The organism is Fulvivirga sedimenti, from assembly GCF_020328055.1.
This window is the reverse complement of record NZ_JAIXNE010000001.1, coordinates 122,830-142,859: the sequence shown is the minus strand read 5'-3', so window position 1 is coordinate 142,859 and position 20,030 is coordinate 122,830. Positions and strand designations below refer to the sequence as shown.

Annotated in this window: 7 protein-coding genes; 5 read left to right on the top strand and 2 right to left on the bottom strand. The window is 47.4% G+C overall.

What is annotated here, in order from left to right:
* Positions 1–28 precede the first annotated feature (28 nt).
* Positions 29–10,399 carry a PKD domain-containing protein gene (locus LDX50_RS00570; protein ID WP_225696456.1) on the top strand — a complete coding sequence of 3,457 codons (10,371 nt, stop codon included), beginning with the start codon at positions 29–31 and terminating at the stop codon, positions 10,397–10,399.
* Positions 10,400–11,268: 869 nt separating this feature from the next.
* Here LDX50_RS00570 and LDX50_RS00565 read toward each other — a convergent pair.
* A complete protein-coding gene (locus tag LDX50_RS00565; RefSeq protein ID WP_225696455.1) occupies positions 11,269–13,197 on the bottom strand; it encodes a PAS domain-containing hybrid sensor histidine kinase/response regulator in 1,929 nt (642 codons plus the stop codon).
* Positions 13,194–14,558: a sigma-54-dependent transcriptional regulator gene (locus LDX50_RS00560; RefSeq protein ID WP_225696454.1), complete on the bottom strand. Its 1,365-nt coding sequence runs from the start codon at positions 14,556–14,558 to the stop codon at positions 13,194–13,196. Before LDX50_RS00560 ends, LDX50_RS00565 begins: the two co-directional genes overlap by 4 nt.
* 181 nt (positions 14,559–14,739) lie before the next feature.
* Between LDX50_RS00560 and LDX50_RS00555 the strand changes: the two genes are divergently transcribed.
* The 4 genes from LDX50_RS00555 (at position 14,740) to LDX50_RS00540 (ending at position 19,976) form a co-directional block, all read left to right on the top strand.
* Positions 14,740–15,207: a hypothetical protein gene (locus LDX50_RS00555; protein WP_225696453.1), complete on the top strand. Its 468-nt coding sequence runs from the start codon at positions 14,740–14,742 to the stop codon at positions 15,205–15,207.
* Between the two features lie 3 nt (positions 15,208–15,210).
* Positions 15,211–15,777, top strand: coding sequence for a rhomboid family intramembrane serine protease (locus tag LDX50_RS00550; protein ID WP_225696452.1), 567 nt, complete (start codon positions 15,211–15,213; stop codon positions 15,775–15,777).
* A 15-nt stretch (positions 15,778–15,792) separates the two neighbouring features.
* Positions 15,793–16,809, top strand: a complete 1,017-nt coding sequence (gene holA, locus LDX50_RS00545; RefSeq protein ID WP_225696451.1) for a DNA polymerase III subunit delta — start codon at positions 15,793–15,795, stop codon at positions 16,807–16,809.
* A gap of 128 nt (positions 16,810–16,937) precedes the next feature.
* The gene (locus LDX50_RS00540) at positions 16,938–19,976 is read left to right on the top strand and encodes a tetratricopeptide repeat protein (protein ID WP_225696450.1); all 3,039 of its coding nucleotides are present in this window, start codon (positions 16,938–16,940) and stop codon (positions 19,974–19,976) included.
* Positions 19,977–20,030: the final 54 nt, after the last annotated feature.

The following is a 20,030-nucleotide window of genomic DNA, read 5'->3' as shown; positions in this document are numbered from 1 at the left end:
GCGCTTTAATGATTTTTTAATGGATCCTATGCATAAACATTTATCCAAGTTCAGGTTTTTATTTCTACTGTCATTCCTCCTGCTGACGGCTTTCAATGCCGATGCACAGTGCCCGGATGATACACTGCCTGTATCGCCGGCTTCAGCATCCATATGTGATGGAGAAACTGTAAATGTAACTGTCGGCACCTCTGAAGCAACGGTAGTTTACAGGCTTAAAGACGGACTTGGTAATGTTATCAGTACAGATTATAATGGAAATGGTGCGGCACTGATCCTGACCAGCAACGCACTTTCATCAAGTACAACCATAGAAGTTGAAGCAGAACGAGGCGTGTGTACGTTGTCTCTGCTAAATACCGTTTCGGTAACTGTAACAACCGTATCGGCACCAACAGCCAGCAATCCCACACCGATTTGCGAGGGAGAACCTACGCCGGCGCTCACCGCGGCCGGAACCGGAATTCGATGGTATAGTGACGCTGGTTTATCGAATTTAATAGGAGTAGGATCGCCATTTATCCCAAGTGCCACCTACGTTGACAACACCACGGCCGGCACGTATTCAGTATGGGCAACCAGCACAAGTGCGGGCTGCGAAAGCACCGGCACCCAGGTGGATGTCCTTGTAGAACCAGCCCTGGTGGTGGATGCAGGTACGGATGTGGAAGTTTGTAATGGATTGGGTGTTGCCATCGGCGGAACGCCCACAGCCACCGGAGGCGACGGCAGCTATACCTACAGCTGGACTCCGACCACCGGTCTGGATGATGCGAGTCTTGCCAATCCAACTGCGACTCCATCGGTCACAACGAATTACACCGTTACGGTTACTGACGGCAATGGCTGTGCGGTATCGGATGCGGTACTGGTGACGGTGAACAGTCTTCCTATTGCGAATGCAGGTCCTGATCGGACTGTCTGTGTTGGTGATCCTGTTACAATCGGCGGGACCCCTTCAGCCAGCAGCGGAAGCGGCGTGTACAGCTACAGCTGGTCACCGGCTGCTGGCCTGGATGATCCGACCGATTCGAATCCTACTGTGCTAAACGCGACAGCAACGACCATTTATACCCTTACGGTAACCGATGATAACGGCTGCGTATCGGTATCGGATAACATGACAGTGACTGTCAACGCGATTCCTTCGGCACCAACAGCCAGCAATCCCACACCGATTTGCGAGGGAGAACCTACACCGGCACTTACGGCAACGGGCGCGGGCACGATCCGCTGGTATAGTGATGCGGGCCTGACCAACCAGATTGGTGTAGGCTCACCATTTGTACCGAGTGCTGCGTATGTTGACAACACGACAGCAGGTACGTATTCAGTATGGGTGACCCGCACGAGCGCGGGCTGCGAAAGCACCGGCACCCAGGTGGATGTCCTTGTAGAACCGGCCCTGGTAGTGGATGCAGGTACGGATGTGGAAGTTTGTAATGGATTGGGTGTTGCCATCGGCGGAACGCCCACAGCCACCGGAGGTGATGGCAGCTATACCTACAGCTGGTCACCGGCAGGAACCCTGGACGATGCGAGCCTTGCCAATCCAACGGCGAGTCCATCGGTTACAACGAATTACACCGTTACGGTTACCGACGGCAATGGCTGCGCGGTAACAGATGCGGTACTGGTAACGGTCAACAGCCTTCCGACGGCAAATGCAGGTCCTGATCGGACTGTCTGTGTTGGTGATCCTGTTACAATCGGCGGCACCCCTTCAGCCACCGGCGGAAGCAGCGTGTACAGCTACAGCTGGTCACCGGCGGCTGGCCTGGATGATCCGACGGATTCGAATCCTACTGTCTTAAGTGCAGCAGCGACGACCATCTATACCCTCACGGTAACCGACGATAACGGCTGCGTATCGGTATCGGATAACATGACAGTGACTGTCAACGCGATTCCTTCGGCACCAACAGCCAGCAACCCGACACCGATTTGCGAGGGCGAACCTACACCGGCACTTACGGCAACGGGTGCGGGCACGATCCGCTGGTATAGTGATGCGGGTCTGACCAACCAGATTGGTGTAGGCTCACCGTTTGTACCGAGTGCTGCGTATGTTGACAACACGACAGCCGGCACGTATTCAGTATGGGCAACCAGCACCAGCGCGGGCTGCGAAAGCACCGGCACCCAGGTGGATGTCCTTGTAGAACCTGCCCTGGTGGTGGATGCTGGATCTGATGTGGAAATTTGTATCGGACCTACCGGAACTACAATTGGCGGAACGCCCACAGCCACCGGAGGTGATGGCAGCTATACCTACAGCTGGACTCCGACCACCGGTCTGGATGATGCGAGTCTTGCCAATCCAACGGCGAGTCCATCGGTCACAACGAATTACACCGTTACGGTTACCGACGGCAATGGCTGCGCAGTAACAGATGCGGTACTGGTAACGGTCAACAGCCTTCCGACGGCAAATGCAGGTCCTGATCTGATTGTTTGTTCAGGTGATGCTCCTCAACTCGGCGGTACACCTTCGGCTTCAGGCGGAAGCGGCGTGTACAGCTACAGCTGGTCACCGGCCGCTGGCCTGGATGATCCGACCGATTCGAATCCTACTGTGCTAAACGCGACAGCAACGACCATTTATACCCTTACGGTAACCGATGATAACGGCTGCGTATCGGTATCGGATAACATGACAGTGACTGTCAACGCGATTCCTTCGGCACCAACAGCCAGCAATCCCACACCGATTTGCGAGGGCGAACCTACACCGGCACTTACGGCAACGGGTGCGGGCACGATCCGCTGGTATAGTGATGCGGGCCTGACCAACCAGATTGGAACTGGCAGTCCGTTCGTGCCATCCGTAACCTATGTGGATAATACTACAGCCGGGACCTATTCGGTTTATGTGACCGATACACAAAATTCTTGCGAAAGTGCACCGACCCAGGTGGATATTATAGTTAATGCACCACCGGTAGCAGATGCTGGAGCAGATGATGAGGCTTGTGGGATTTCGACTCCTTATACCTTATCGGCAGTATTGAGTAATGGAGCCAGTACGGGTATTTGGACATACACAGGTCCGGATCTGGCCATTATAATTGATGTTACTGATCCAAACACAGATGTATTCGTAGATAGTTACGGAACCTATACCTTTATCTGGGAAGAAACTCTGAACGGGTGTTCGAATACAGACGACGTAGTGGTCACTTTCCGGGAGCAACCTGTGGCAGACGCTGGCTCCGATGATGATGCCTGCGGAACCGTTTACAATCTCAACGCTCTACCGAGTATCCTGGGTAGTATCGGTACATGGAGTGGAACAGGTCCTGGAAATATTTCATTCAATAACATTAACAGTCCGACAGCTACCTTAACCGTAGATTCATATGGTGTTTACGATATCACCTGGACGGAAACCAACGGTAGTTGCTCCGATGCCGAAACAATACAAATTGAATTCTTTGAACCTACTACTGCTGATGCCGGATCTGATCAGGAAGTATGCGATTTATTTGCCGGACTTTCCGCGAATCCATCAACGCCTTATACTTCAAGAAACTGGACATTTATTAGCGGTCCTGGAACTCCAATTATTACTGACTCCACTGACCCCAGTTCATCTGTTTCGGTTGATAATTATGGTACCTATGTTTTCGAATGGACAGAAGTTAACGGACCTTGTACTTCTTCCGATCAGGTATTAATCACCTTCCGTGCGCAACCAACTGCGGATGCAGGTCCTGGGGGAGATGTATGCGGCACCAGCTATCTGCTGGCAGCCAATCCAAGTGTTGGAACGGGCGTATGGACGTATACAGGACCGGGCACGGCGACTTTCAACAATGCGAGCAGTCCTAATGCGACAGTGACCGTGGATACCTACGGACAATATGATTTCACCTGGACCGAGACGAACGGTATTTGTACCGACGCCTCAACGGTCACAGTGAACTTCTATGATACCTTTACTGCGAATGCAGGATCTGATACAGAGTTTTGCTTGCTTACAGGAAACTTAGTAGCTGTTCCATCGACACCAATCATTGGAACACCTGTAGGAACGTGGAGCGGCCCGGCAGGCATCACTTTTGATGATGTCAACAGTCCGACCGCCCTGGTAACAGCCTCTTCATACGGGACCTATACCTTAACGTGGACGGAAGTGAATGGTCCGTGCACGTCGGTTGACCAGGTGGTGGTGATCTTCCGTGCGCAGCCCACTGCAGATGCAGGAACCGGCGGAGATGTCTGCAATAACAGCTATTTACTGGCAGCGAATCCGAGTGTGGGAGCGGGTGTATGGACGTATACTGGACCGGGTACAGCGACCTTTAATAATGCAAGCAGTCCGAATGCAACGGTAACGGTAGATACCTACGGAAGTTATGATCTGACGTGGACTGAGACTAACGGCATTTGTAGCGACGCCTCAACAATTACGGTGAATTTCTATGAGCCGACGGTAGCCAATGCGGGCGGTGATGATGAAGTTTGCGGATATGATTACACACTATCGGCAAGTCTTACCACCGGTACAGGAACGTGGAGCGGACCTGCCGGCATAACCTTTGATGCCCCGAATAGTCCGACATCCCTGGTAACAGCCTCTGCATACGGCACCTATACCTTAACGTGGACGGAAGTGAATGGACCTTGCACGTCGGTAGACCAGGTAGTGATCACTTTCCGAGAAGAGCCAACCGCGGATGCGGGAACAGGCGGAGATGTATGCGGCACCAGCTATCTGCTGGCAGCCAATCCAAGTGTTGGCGCAGGAGTATGGACCTATACCGGTCCGGGCACGGCGACTTTCAACAATGCGAGCAGTCCGAATGCCACGGTAACCGTAGATACGTACGGGTCTTATGATTTCACCTGGACCGAGACGAACGGTATCTGTACCGATGCATCGACGGTCACGGTGAACTTCTATGATTCATTCGTTGCAAACGCAGGTGCTGATACGGAATTCTGCCTGCTATCAGGAAACTTAGCCGCTGTTCCGTCGACACCAATCATCGGAACACCTGTAGGAACCTGGAGCGGACCTGCCGGCATCAGCTTTGATGATGTGAACAGTCCGACCGCCCTGGTAACAGCTTCTGCATACGGGACCTATACCTTAACGTGGACGGAAGTGAATGGCCCTTGTACTTCGGTAGATCAGGTGGTAGTTACTTTCCGTGCGCAGCCAACTGCCGATGCGGGAACAGGCGGAGATATATGCGCCAACAGCTATCTGCTGGCAGCCAATCCAAGTGTTGGAACGGGCGTATGGACCTATTCCGGTCCGGGCACGGCGACTTTCAACAATGCGAGCAGTCCGAATGCCACGGTAACCGTAGATACATACGGGTCTTATGATTTCACCTGGACCGAGACGAACGGTACCTGTACCGATGCATCGACGATCACGGTGAACTTCTATGATTCATTTGTTGCAAACGCAGGTGCTGATACGGAATTCTGCCTGCTATCAGGAAACTTAGCAGCCGTTCCGTCGACACCAATCATCGGGTCACCTGTAGGAACCTGGAGCGGACCTGCCGGCATCGGCTTTGATGATGTAAACAGTCCGACTGCCCTGGTAACAGCCTCTGCATACGGGACCTATACCTTAACGTGGACGGAAGTGAATGGACCTTGTACTTCGGTAGATCAGGTGGTAGTTACTTTCCGGGAGCAGCCAGTAGCCAATGCAGGAACAGGCGGAGATATATGCGCCAACAGCTATCTGCTGGCAGCGAATCCGAGTGTTGGAACGGGCGTATGGACGTATACCGGTCCGGGCACGGCGACTTTCAATAATGCGAGCAGTCCGAATGCCACGGTAACCGTAGATACATACGGGTCTTATGATTTCACCTGGACCGAGACGAATGGTATCTGTACCGATGCATCGACGATCACAGTGAACTTCTATGATACCTTTACTGCGAATGCAGGATCTGATACAGAGTTTTGTGACCTTTTCGGAAACTTATCGGCCACTTCATCGACGACTATCATTGGATCACCTGTAGGAACCTGGAGCGGACCTGCCGGCATCAGCTTTGATGATGTGAACAGTCCGACCGCCCTGGTAACAGCCTCTGCATACGGGACCTATACCTTAACGTGGACGGAAGTGAATGGCCCTTGTACTTCGGTAGATCAGGTGGTAGTTACTTTCCGGGAGCAGCCAGTAGCCAATGCAGGAACAGGCGGAGATATATGCGCCAACAGCTACCTGCTGGCAGCCAATCCAAGTGTTGGTGCGGGCGTATGGACCTATACCGGTCCGGGCACAGCGACTTTCAACCTTGCGAGCAGTCCGAATGCCACGGTAACCGTAGATACATACGGGTCTTATGATTTCACCTGGACCGAGACGAACGGTATCTGTACCGATGCATCTACGATCACGGTGAACTTCTATGATTCATTCGTTGCAAACGCAGGTGCTGATACGGAATTCTGCCTGCTATCAGGAAACTTAGCCGCTGTTCCGTCGACACCAATCATCGGGTCACCTGTAGGAACCTGGAGCGGACCTGCCGGCATCAGCTTTGATGATGTGAACAGTCCGACCGCCCTGGTAACAGCTTCTGCATACGGCACCTATACCTTAACGTGGACGGAAGTGAATGGACCTTGTACTTCGGTAGACCAGGTGGTAGTTACTTTCCGGGAGCAGCCAGTAGCCAATGCAGGAACAGGCGGAGATGTATGCGGACCGAGTCACCTGCTTGAAGCAATCCCAAGCGTGGGAGCGGGCGTATGGACCTATACCGGTCCGGGCACGGCGACTTTCAACAATGCGAGCAGTCCGAATGCCACGGTAAGTGTGGATACGTATGGAATGTACGATTTAACCTGGACAGAGACGAACGGCATATGTACCAGTGCAGCCACGATCACATTGAATTTCATTGAGGAACCCACAGCACTAGCAGGTCCGGACCAGGATATTTGCGGTCTGGATGTTACGATGGCAGCAGTTCCTTCTACAGGCAACGGGTTATGGACGCTCGTAAGTGGCCCTGGAACGCCCACTTATGTTGATGCTACTGATTTCCAGACGAATATCACCGTAAGTGATTATGGTACTTACATTTTTGAATGGACAGAAGACAATGCGGGTTGTATTGATTCTGATCGGGTAACCATACGTTTCTTCCAGGCTCCTGTAATCGTAAGTGTGGATAATGATGGAGCTTTCTATTGTGAACCAGCGAGTGTGGTGATCACCGGAACAATTGGCGGAGGAGCAACCCAGGCTAACTGGTCAATTGTGAGCGGCGGTACAGGAACTCTGTCTGCGAGCAGTATTACCGGGAACGTGGTGAGTGCAACCTATTTCCCGGCCACGGATGAATTTGGAATGGTAACATTTGAGCTGACAACCAATGATCCGGACGGAGCTGGGCCTTGTGTTGCGGCTTCTCAGACATTAAATATTAACATCACGGAAGCGCCTGAAGTAAATGCAGGAATGGATGTGGCCGTTTGTGAGGATCAGGGGTATGTTGATGTAACAGGAACTATCGGCGGTTCAGCCACTGTAGCGCAATGGTCTGGTGGTTTGGGTACATTCGTTGATCCTTCAAACCCTGTAACGCGTTACAATTTTGATCCATCTGAAATTGGTTCAACCGTTATATTGACACTGACTGTTTTTGATCCGGATGGTTCAGGACCGTGTATTGAAATTTCGGATAATGTTGCCGTAACCATCAACCCGCTTCCGATTGTTAATTTCTTCAATCTCCCTGCGGTTACAGATGAAGGAAGACCTCCGATAGATATTGTTGGAAACAGGGCTGGCGGATCCTTTGTAATTACCCCTGGCTCCGGACTCAGCAATCCAAGAATTGAGAATGGGCAGGATGTAGTAACATTCGATCCGGGAGCAGCAGTTGTTTCTGCCTCCAATTTCATCACATATACATATACAGATGTAAACGGGTGTACGAACAGCATTACCAAATCAGTCTTCGTAAATGAGATCACAGCGATTGATTTTGAACTTGAGGATTCTGATCCCATCAGTATCGATGAAGAACAGATATGCCAGAATGTTGGTTTGGTACGATTGATCGGAACACCTTCGGCGCAGTCCGGACTGCCAGGTACTGAGTTTACCAGCGTGATCCCTGGTCTTGTTACACTTGGGGCTGATTCTGAGTGGTATTTTGATACAAATATTGTTACACCGGGATTGTATTCGGTACAATATACATATGTGAACAGTGCAGGAGCTACCTCTGTCCGCATCAAAGATATTCGTGTGGTAGGAACCCCGGTTCCGGCCTTTGAACAGCTGACATTCTGCGAATCTGATGTGATTCAGTTCAATGACATTTCAACAATCGACGATACGCCGTATGCGACTACCATCGTTGCATGGGAGTGGGATTTCGGTGACGGTACAAGTGCAAGCAATCTTCAGAATCCTACGCATCAATATGCTGCGGCCGGATTCTATGATGTTACCTTTACAGTAACGTCAGATCTCGGTTGTTCGTCGACCATTGTACAGAACATTCGCGTGGGTGCGGTTCCTGAAGTAGCATTTGATTGGGTTGGTTCATGCGGAAATGATCCGATCGCATTTGAAGATTTAACTCCGACGAGCAGCCTGGTGGTTCCGAATACCATTACCTGGGATTTTGGGGATGGAGATGTGATAACACTTAATGCAGGTGCTACCATACCTCCGGGTACTCATGGTGGAAGAACCTTTGGTACAATGGATATGCCGATGCACCTGTACCAGACGAGTGGCTATTATGATGTAACATTAACGGTAGTAACCGATTCAGATTGTCAAAACACCTCTGTGCAAACGGTAAGGGCAAGCAACCTGATCGAGATTACAACCACCACAGACACACTTTATTATGAGGATTTCGCCGCTGGTGGAGCGGATTGGGGTATTCCACCCAATGAAAGTCCGACTACAAACAGCTGGAGGTGGTCTTCGACTGGTCAGGGCCTTGGTTCAGGGGTTTGGTATACCGGTGCGAATGGAGGCTTGTCATACCCGAATGAGAATTCTACCATCGAAGGACCTTGTTTCAATCTACTCGGACTTGAGCGTCCGATGATAGCGATGGATATATTCTTCGATACTGAAGAGTCTATTGACGGTGCAGTGATGCAATACAGTACCGACGGTGGTTCCAGCTGGATAAACCTGGGAAGGGTAGGAGAAGGTATTGACTGGTTCACCCAGAGTGGTATTGTAAGCCGTCCGGGTGATGATCCGGGCAACTTCAATTCCGGTTCACAGGGATGGTCGGGTTCAGCAGGTGAGATCCACAGTGTGCGTTTCAGTCTTGATGAGATTCCGATGGCTGACCGGTCGTTTGTTCGATTCCGAATCGCCTTTGGAGCCAGATCACTCGACAATACATCGGATTCATATTTTGCTGTCGACAAGATTTTTATTGGAAATAAGCAACGTCGTACGTTGATGGAAAATTTCGCTGATCTTAACAGGGTTGCGAGTGTAACTGCCAATAGCAATATAGAGCAAATCCGACTGGATCAGGTTGGAAGCCAGGGATACAGCGATTTCACACTGCTGGAATATCATATGAACGATTCTGGAACGGATTCTCTTTATCTGACCAATACATCAGACGTAAATGCGAGAAGTCTGTACTATGGCGTAAACCAGGCACCATCGGTATTCCTGGACGGACTGAAATTTACCACTCCTCCGGATCCGGGTAAACCAGCCGATTTGATTCGTCTGGACCGTCAGTCCCTGAAAGATCCTGAATTCCGGATTGAGATCGATACGCTGGTAAGTCCGGATGACGTGATCCGTGTAGCGGTGACATTAACCGCGCTGAAAGATGTAAGCGCATCACTTTCGTTACATGTGGCTGTGGTTGAAACCAAGAATGAGCCTAGTGCCGTGTTGAATCAGATTATGCGTAAGCTAATCTTTGGTGGGGGCGGACAGACGCTGCCTACCGCGTGGACTGCGGGTCAGACACAGGTGTTCACGGGTGAATGGCAAATAGATATTCCGATCCCGAACAATGACAAAATGGATATCATCGCATTTGTTCAGAATAACGTAACCCGTGAGATTTACCAGTCTGGTATTATTGCAGCTCCGATCAAGGATACCGGCAGTGGTCTTGTGACCAGTCTGGAAGACGATATTGAGACGGCAATGGGCTCAGTAGAGGTATATCCGAACCCGGCAAATGGATATTTCAGAATCCGTTTACCACAGGATCTTACAGGAACCTACGGATTCCAGTTGGTTGATCTGCGTGGTGTAACCATTCGTTCAGGAAATATCGACCGCACGAATGATACGTTTACCATTTCAACAGATAGTATTACTAATGGTATGTACTACCTGATTATAACTGCAAACGGTCAGCCAATGATGCAACGAAAGATCGCGATCATTAACAGATAGAATTAACAACTTCGTATGAGTGAGTAGTAGACACGGCATGGACAAACGTTCATGCCGTGTTTTAGCTTTAAACAGGCTATTGGGAATAGGGAATAGGCTGAAGGGAACCTGCACACCGGCAGGTAGGTATTAGGTTGTCCCGTCCCATCGGGACGGCGTATGGGTAGCAACAGGAATATGTAACGATCCCGTGCCGTCAGGTACGGCGTATGACCAGGGAATAATTGGCAGGGAATAGGTTGTGGGGATTAGGTTGTCCCTTTCCATCGGGACGGCGTATGGGTAGCAACAGGAATATGTAACGATCCCGTGCCGTCAGGTACGGCACATGACCAGGGAATAATTGGCAGGGAATAGGTTGTAGGTATTAGGTTGTCCCGTCCCATCGGGACGGCGTATGGGTAGCAACAGGAATATGTAACGATCCCGTGCCGTCAGGTACGGCGTATGAACAGGGAATAATTGGCAGGGAAAAGGTTGTAGGTATTAGGTTATCCCGTCCCATCGGGACGACGTATGGGTAGCAACAGGAATATGTAGCGATCCCGTGCCGTCAGGTACGGCGTATGACCAGGGAATAATTGGCAGGGAAAAGGTTGTAGGTATTAGGTTATCCCGTCCCATCGGGACGGCGTATGGGTAGCAACAGGAATATGTAGCGATCCCGTGCCGTCAGGTACGGCGTATGACCAGGGAATAATTGGCAGGGAATAGGTTGTGGGGATTAGGTTGTCCCGTCCCATCGGGACGGCGTATGGGTAGCAACAGGAATATGTAACGATCCCGTGCCGTCAGGTAAGGCGTATGACCAGGGAATAATTGGCAGGGAAAAGGTTGCACCGTACCATCAGGACGGTGTATTGGTAGGGTTAGCCCGGTATGGATGAGTGGGAGTTCAACTCCTCACAGGCAGCGGTCATTTTTTTAATTACCTCTTCAGTCAGAGCCGGCAATTCGTCCGGATATTTTTCGTAATCAAGAATTTTCCGGATAGAGTCTTTCAATACTGAAATGCCCATAAAGGTTACGGAAGGCTTCATTTTATGAACCACTTTGGCGGCTACAGCCCAGTCTTCTTTAGCCCTAGCATCCCTAAGTAGGCTCACCTGTTCAGGTGTGTTTTTAAGGAACGTTTCAATCATATCCTGAATAAAAGAAGCATCATTTGAGCTCACTTCGCGAAGGTGATCCAGATTAGTGAGTGATTCCTGTGATTGTATTTTATCGGTTGATTTTGAACTTACTTTCTTTTTTCGGCTCTTCCTTGAAGGAGCGAATTTGACAAGTGTTTTGTAAAGGTCTTCAGGCTGGAAGGGCTTAGGAAGGTAATCATTCATCCCTGCCTGGAGGCATTTTTCATTATCTCCCTTAATCGCGTTTGCAGTTAAGGCAATGATCGGAATGTTGGTAAGTCCATCCTTCCTGATGTGGCGTGTAGCTTCATACCCATCCATGATTGGCATCTGGACATCCATGAGAACGATATCATATGATGCAGATTTAAGCTTTTCTACAGCTATATATCCATTCTCGGCGCTTTCAACCACACAATCCCATTTTTTAAGCATATTAAGCGCATAAAGGCGGTTAATATCATTGTCTTCAACCAGTAATACTCTAAGTCCGTCGAGCGATTCAGCAGGAGAATGGTTCACCACTTTTCCGGGATGTACAAGATCCCTGAGTTCACCTTCTGTGTAGGGGATATTCAGGTAAAATGTTGTTCCGGAATCAACCTTGCTTTTAACACTTATCTCGCCATCCTGGATTTCAATAAGTTGTTTTACGATCGATAATCCCAGTCCTGTGCCTCCATAACGGCGGGTAACGGTCTCGTCAGCTTGTGTGAAACTGTCGAAAATAAGGGGAAGTTTCTCTTCGGGAATTCCCACTCCGCTGTCGGAAACAGTAAATTTGATATTGTGTATTTGGTCTTTAATGCTTTCACACGTGGCGTGAATCTTGATAAATCCTTTGTTGGTAAATTTGAGACTGTTTCCCACCAGGTTAATCATGATCTGGTTTAGTCGGACCGGATCACCAATATAAACTCCATTGGCAGATTCATCAATTGAATAACTCAGCTCGATTCCCTTGGACCTTGCCTCCATCAGGAAATTCTCTACCACTGCGCTTAACTGGTAACGAATATTAAAGCCGATCTTTTCAAGTTTTAATTTTCCTGATTCAATGACAGAAAGGTCCAGGATATCACTGATGATCACTTTTAAGTTCTCTGTTGAATTACGGATGGCATTCAGGTAGCGCTGACGGTCTTCTTCAGAAGTGGCTTCCGAAAGCAGATTAACCATTCCGGCGATACCGTTAATAGGAGTCCGGATTTCATGACTCATATTAGCCAGGAACTGTTCCTTGGTCTTTTGTGCGCGTAATAATTCTGCCGCATCTCTTTTCCGTTGGGAAATATCACGACAGTCAAGAATGAGGCCTTTCAGACCTTCTTTATGGCTGAGGTTTATGGAATTGAATTCAAAAAATTTGTAGGTATTGTCGGCGCACAGGAATCTGAATTCCACGCTCTCATTGTATGGTTTTTTAATGCTTTTTTTGAATGCTGTTTTGAATTCCTCGACGGTTTCATCATCAATGAAATCAAAGAAACATTTCCCATTCAAATGACCATCGGGATATCCGAGCAATTCATAAACAGAATGGTTATTGTATAAAATATTACCGTCATAATCGACAATGAATACGATATCCGAGCCATCCTCAACTACTGTTTTAAAGAATGCGCCGTGTTTGATATAATCTAGTAGTGAAGAGGTTTCTTTCATGCCATGTTTTCTTCTTCCATTTCTTTCAGGTACCGGTAAATTGTTGATTTCCCTATATCAAGGATATCGGCTACCTTCAGAACATTGTTATCGTATTTATCCAGATAATACTGGATGATTTTGAATGTGTAGGACTTAAGGGACATTTCTTCGCTTACGAGCATGTTGTCCTTACCAACCTGGTTGAATGATATATCAGAATCTGAAATTTCGTCATCATCGGCCATAACCACGGCTAATTCTATAATGCTTCGCAGCTCGCGTACGTTACCGGGGAAATTGTATTTAAGTAATTTATCAATGGCTTCAACCGTAAGTCGCGGAGCGTGGATGTGGTTGGCTTTAGAGAATTCTTCAATAAAGAATTTAGCCAGTCGGACGATATCATTTCCTCTGTCCCGAAGAGGGGGCAATACCACGGGCAGACCGAGTAATCGATAATACAGATCTTCACGGAAGTTGCCCTTTTCCACTTCTTCAGCCAGATTTCTGTGCGTGGCAACGATCAGGCGGAAATCCAGGGGTATGATCTCATTGCCCCCAATCCGGGTGAGCTCACGTTCCTGGAGAACCCTCAGAAGTTTAGCCTGCAGGTTAAGGTCCATTTCGCCGATCTCATCCAGGAATAGTGTACCTCCCTGTGCTTCCTCGAATTTACCGATGCGGCGCGTGGAGGCTCCTGTAAATGCACCTTTTTCATGACCGAACAATTCACTCTCCATAAGTTCGGAAGGTATCGCTGCGATATTGACGGCCACCAGCGGTTTTTTCTTAAGCTTTGAGCTGTAATGGATCGCTTTAGCGACCAATTCCTTTCCCGTTCCGGTCTCCCCGGTGATCGAGACAGTAATGTTGGTGCTAACAGCTTTTTCCAGACGCTTGAATACTTTTTGGATTGCCGGACTTTCCCCGATAATGGATTTGTTGAATTCATACTTTTCCGTGATCTCATCCTTAAGAGAATCAATCTGACGGGTAAGTGAGATGTTGTTTCGGGCGTTGTTAATCGTATTCAGCAGACGGTTTTTCGTATCCTCATCTTTAGTGATATAGTCAAAAGCGCCAAGCTTGAGCAGTTCAACCGCTGTGCCGATTTTTTCCTGTGCCGATATGACTACTACCTGAATGGATGTGTCATATTCCTTAATGGCTCGTAAAACCTGTTCACCAGCCATATCAGGCAGGCTGTAATCAAGTGTGATCAGATCGGGCTTCTGGTAAAGTTCCTGAAGACACTCCCTGGCAGAGCTGAAGCAGGTTACATCGAAATCCGGATTAAGATCAAGAACATATTGTAAAAATCGTGTGTAAGCCGGGTCATCTTCAACCACAAAAATTTTAACTGGACTGGTATCCGACATAGTTTAAAAAATTTAATATGTGGAAAAATACGATGATTGACCCTTTGATACTTTCAAGAAACCCCCGCCTTCTTTTTCGTGTAAGAAAGTTGGTAACATCAAACAAAAAATCTGCTGGCCGGCAAGGCCATTTTTCTGAAATTAATTCAATAACTTACCTCCGAAAACAAAGATGAATTCTATGAACATATTTCCATCGCACTTAACAGCGGATGAAAAAGAGACGTTGTTTAATATGCCGATTTATGTAACCCTGCTCATCGCCGGTGCAGATAATAAAATTGACGATTCCGAAATTTCAACGGCAATTGAACTGGCCAGGTTGAGCAAAACATTTTCCCGACAGGAGCTTACCGACTATTACAATATTGCTTCTGAGGATTTTGCTGAAAAACTGCAAAGTGTAATGGAGGATTTACCCCAGACCAATGAATCACGGGCTAAATACCTGGTTGGTGAATTGGAAAAACTCAATGATATACTGCCCAGGCTGGACAGAAGGTTTGCCATCGATTTCTACGAAAGTGCAAAGGCATTGGCGAAAAAAATTGCAAAGTCATCGGGCGGAATTCTGGGGTACTGGGCCATAGGCTATGAAGAATCTCAACTCATTGGTCTTGATATGATAGATGATCCCTCAGAATATTAACGAATGGAGGATTCAGACCGGTCCATAATAGGGAGCAGTATTGTTCCGTTTCGTTTGGTATTTCTGATGTGGCTGTCTTACTTTCTTTTGGATGTTTACCACATTGGTTTTGATCTGCCTGGAATATATCCTCGTTCACTCAAGGGAATTCTGGGTATTGTGACGAGCCCGCTGGTACATGCAGGCTATGTGCACCTGCTGTCCAATACGATTCCTGTTCTCTTTCTTGGGGCCATGCTTTTTTTCTATTATCCCAGGATTGCTCAGTGGGTTTTCCTTCGAAGTTATTTCGTTACAAACGTTCTGGTGTGGCTGCTGGGGCGTGGAAACTCCTCCCACATCGGAGCCAGCGGCATTGTTTACGGACTCGCATTTTTCCTTATATTTTTTGGTATATTCAGAAGAGACCGGCTGTCATTAATCATATCAATTGTTGTACTTTTGTTCTACGGGACGATGTTTTATGGCCTGTTGCCCAATGATCCCAGAATCTCCTGGGAGTCACATTTATTCGGAGCAATGGTAGGCGCATGGACGGCCAGGGATTTCAGAAAAGCCCGAATTGAGTAGATTGAACTGCGAGCTATGAATGATGCCACTCAAATTCTTAATGATCTTAAAAAAGGATCCTACTCACCTGTGTATTTTTTACAGGGTGATGAACCTTACTACATTGATCTGATCAGCAGGTTCATTGAAGTGAATGTAATTCCGAAAGAACAGCAGGGGTTTAATCTTACGATTCTTTATGGCAACGATGTCACGGTGAGTGATGTGCTTAATAATGCCCGGCGCTATCCTATGATGGCGGAACGACAGGTCGTTCTGGTGAAAGAAGCGCAAAACATATCAGACCTGAACCGGGAAAACGGACAGGACCAGCTTATTCATTACCTCGAACATCCGGTGCCCAGCACCGTTCTGGTTTTTTGTCATAAAAATAAGACCCTCGACGGTCGCAAGGCACTGGCCAAAGTGATGAAGAAGAAGTCGGCATTTCTTGACAGCAAGAAGATATATGACAATCAGGTGCCTGCCTGGATAGAGCAGTATGTGACTCAGCGGGGTTTCAGAGTGTCTCCTGCTGCAAGAATGATGCTTTCTGAGTCAATAGGCAATAACCTGGAGCGCCTGACTAATGAGATAGAGAAGATTTTGATCAATTACATCGATCCTGTAGAGATTGATGTTGATATGGTTGATAAATATGTGGGGATTTCAAAGGAATATAACGCCTTTGCATTGCAGGATGCCATACTGAAAAAGGATATCGTGAAGGCATTCAAAATTGTTGCATATTTTGCTGCCAACACCCGGCAGAATCCCGTAATTCCCACGATCGCGGTTTTATATTCACTTTTTTCCAAACTTCTTGTGGTGCATGCTCAAATCAGAAGAAAGGAAAAAGTGGACCTGGGATCATACGGTGTGCGTGGCTACTTTTTACGTGATTACCAGGAAGCTGCTCAACGCTATTCCGTGAATCAGGTAGTGCGAAATTTGCACTTTATCAGAATGGCTGACCTTCATTGCAAAGGGGTGGGCAGCCAGACCAGCGATGGCGAGGAATTAAAGGAACTTGTTGCCAAACTTTTATACTGATTTCTCCGTACGGAAAAGTGCAATTTTTATTGTATTTTTGATAGTAATGATTTTTTGTATGCCAGCTTTATAAGAATTGGCGATTTGAACGTTATATACCAGTGTTATTTTTTAATGGAACCTTCTCTATGCGATCTGTTCATTATTTGATCATTACGCTGTTTTGTACAGTAACCTCTCTTCACGCGCAGACATCACTCTATCATACCGAAGATGATGCCCTGTACCGGAAAGGCCTGGACCTTCTTGAGAAATCTGATTATGCTGCAGCACGGGAAACATTTGAAAAGTATGTGCGGCAATCTTCAGATAACATGAAGAAAGCAGATGCCGAATACTATATCGCGTTTTCCGCACTGAGCCTTTTTCATCAGGATGGGGAGAAATTAATAGAAAAATTTATCCGGGATCATGAAAGTCACCCAAAATCGAGTCTTGCCTATTTCGAACTCGGGGATTTCTACTTCAAACAAAAGTCATATAACAAGGCAATTGAATACCTGGCGAAAGTAAATTATTCAGCACTGTCGAATGAAGAACGCAATACTGCCCAGTTTCAGCTGGCTTATTCCTACTTTGCCCTTCGTAAATTTGATGATGCCCTGCCGCAGTTTGACGCGCTTAAGCGGCGGGAATCAGCCTATAAGGCGCCTGCCAGCTACTATGCCGGTTATATTAATTATGAAAACCAGTCCTATGACCAGGCCATCGAGGATCTCAAAAGGGCGGGAGAGAATGAAGCTTATGCCAGCGTGGTTCCGGGAATGATCGCCAGTATCTATTACAATCAGAAAAGATATGATGAACTGATCCGGTATTCTGAACAGGTGCTTTCCGGTTCTGACCGCGTGAATGAACGGGATTTCTACCTGTTAACTGCCGATGCATATCTGTATCAGAAGAATTTTGAAAAAGCCTCACAATACTACGACCTGTATGAGGAAAATGTAAAAAATCCGGCCCGGGATGTTCGTTATCGAATAGGCTATGTGGCTTACAGGTCGGGTGATACTGAAAAGGCGATTAATGAATTTAAACGTGCTGCGAGCGATAAAGACAGTGTTGGGATTTATGCCTCCTATTATCTTGGAATTTTATACCTCAAGGAGGGGAATAAACTCTATGCACAGAATGCGTTCGATAATGCCCGTAAAAGTGGTATTACTCCTGAACTGGTGGAAGAAAGTTCCTATCAGTACGCAAAGGTCACCTATGACCTGGAACAGACTGAGCTGGCGATCAATGCCATGAATGCCTTTGTGGAGGATTACCCTTCCAGTACGCATTTGGAAGAGATCAATGATTTATTGTCTGAAGCATACCTGAATACGAATAACTATAACCTGGCTATCAGCCACGTTGAAAAAGCGGGTACTGTCAATAAAAATCTTCAGGGAATCTATCAGAAAGCAACGTATCTGAAGGGAGCTGAATATTTTAATAGTGACAATTACCCCGAGGCCATCACCCTGTTCAGCAAGTCACTGAAGTATCCGGTTGATCCTGAATATACACAACTTGCCAACCTGTGGATGGGGGAGACGTTTTCCGTTCAGCGTGAATTTGATAAGGCCACTCCATATTACCAGGCTGCTCTTTCACGATCGGAAGATCGAATCAAGGAGAACGGCTTAAAGGCGCGCTATGGTTTGGGTTATTCCTTTTATAACACCAAGCAATATGACAAGGCGCTGATACATTTTAAGGAGTATGTCGATAATTCAGATAAATCAAGGAACTCCGATTATTATGAGGATGCCGTACTCAGGCTGGCAGATTGCTATTACGTTGAAAAACGCTATAATGATGCCCTGCGCTATTACAGCTTAGCGATTAAGAATAATAAGGTGGATAATGATTATGCCCACCTTCAGGCTGGTGTCGTGAACGGAATAAATGGTGATGTGACCAGCGCAAACCGGGAATATGATTACATTATTGATAATTATCCGACATCTAGGTATTTCGATGATGCTCTGTTTCAGCAGGCTCAGCTGAATTTCGAAAACGGGAAATATGAAGAAGCTGTAGCCGGATTCAGTAAACTGATCCGTCAGAAACCAAGCTCGCAGTATGTACCCTATGCCTATCTGCGACGCGCTACCTCCAATTATAATCTTCAGAAATATGATAATTCCATTGCCGATTACCAGGTAATCCTGAAAGATTATCCAACTCACTCCATCGCTTCGGAAGCGTTGTTACCGCTTCAGGAAGTATTGAATGTTCAGGGGCGATCAGCCGAATTTTCAACCTATCTGAACCAATTTAAGGCAGCTAACCCTGAATCACAGAATGTGGAAAGCCTTGAGTTTGAAACGGCGAAGAACTTTTACTACAACCTGGAGTATAATAAGACCATCGATGCTTTCAGAGCCTATGTGTCTTCTTACCCAAACAATCCTAAGGTTCCGGAAGCCCGTTATTTCATGGCAGAGTCCTATTACAGGCTGAATGAATACGAACCGGCTAAACAGCTGTATGAAGGGCTGGCGACCATGAAAAATTTTGAGCAGTATAACCGGGTTATCGCCCGGCTTGCAGATATTCAAACGATCACCGGAAACCGGCAGGCAGCCCTGACCAGGTATTATCAGCTGGCTTCGGTTGCCCAGAACAAAAAGGAACAATACAATGCCTGGTCCGGACTGATGGAGAATTACTATGAGCTGGGACGGTATGATTCAGCTACCCGATACGCACGACTGATCCTGGAACGGGCGAATGTTAATGTTGCATCACAAAATAAGGCCAGTCTTTATATAGGCAAAGCTGCCTATGCACGCGGTGATTATGCGACTGCCAGGGATGAATTCCTGGCAACATTGAACACGGCACGTGACCAGTATGGAGCCGAAGCCCAGTACTTATTAGGTGATATTTTTTACCGGGATGGCAAGTATCAGCAATCCATAGAAACACTGATCTCACTAAATAAAAACTTCGAAATGTATGAGCAATGGGTGGGAGAGTCCTACCTGTTACTGGCTGATAATTATATCGCCATGGATGATACCTTTCAGGCGAAGGGAACCCTGAAATCGATCATTGACAATTTCCCGGATGAGAAAATCAAGGAACGTGCAAGAAAGAAACTGAGTGTGATTCAGGCCGACGAGGAAGCAAATGAAACCTCAGTAATTATTGAAAGTGATACATTAAATTAAAGAGTTTAATTAATTGATTAGTAGTCGGTAAAATTTTTAAGATAGATAAAATCT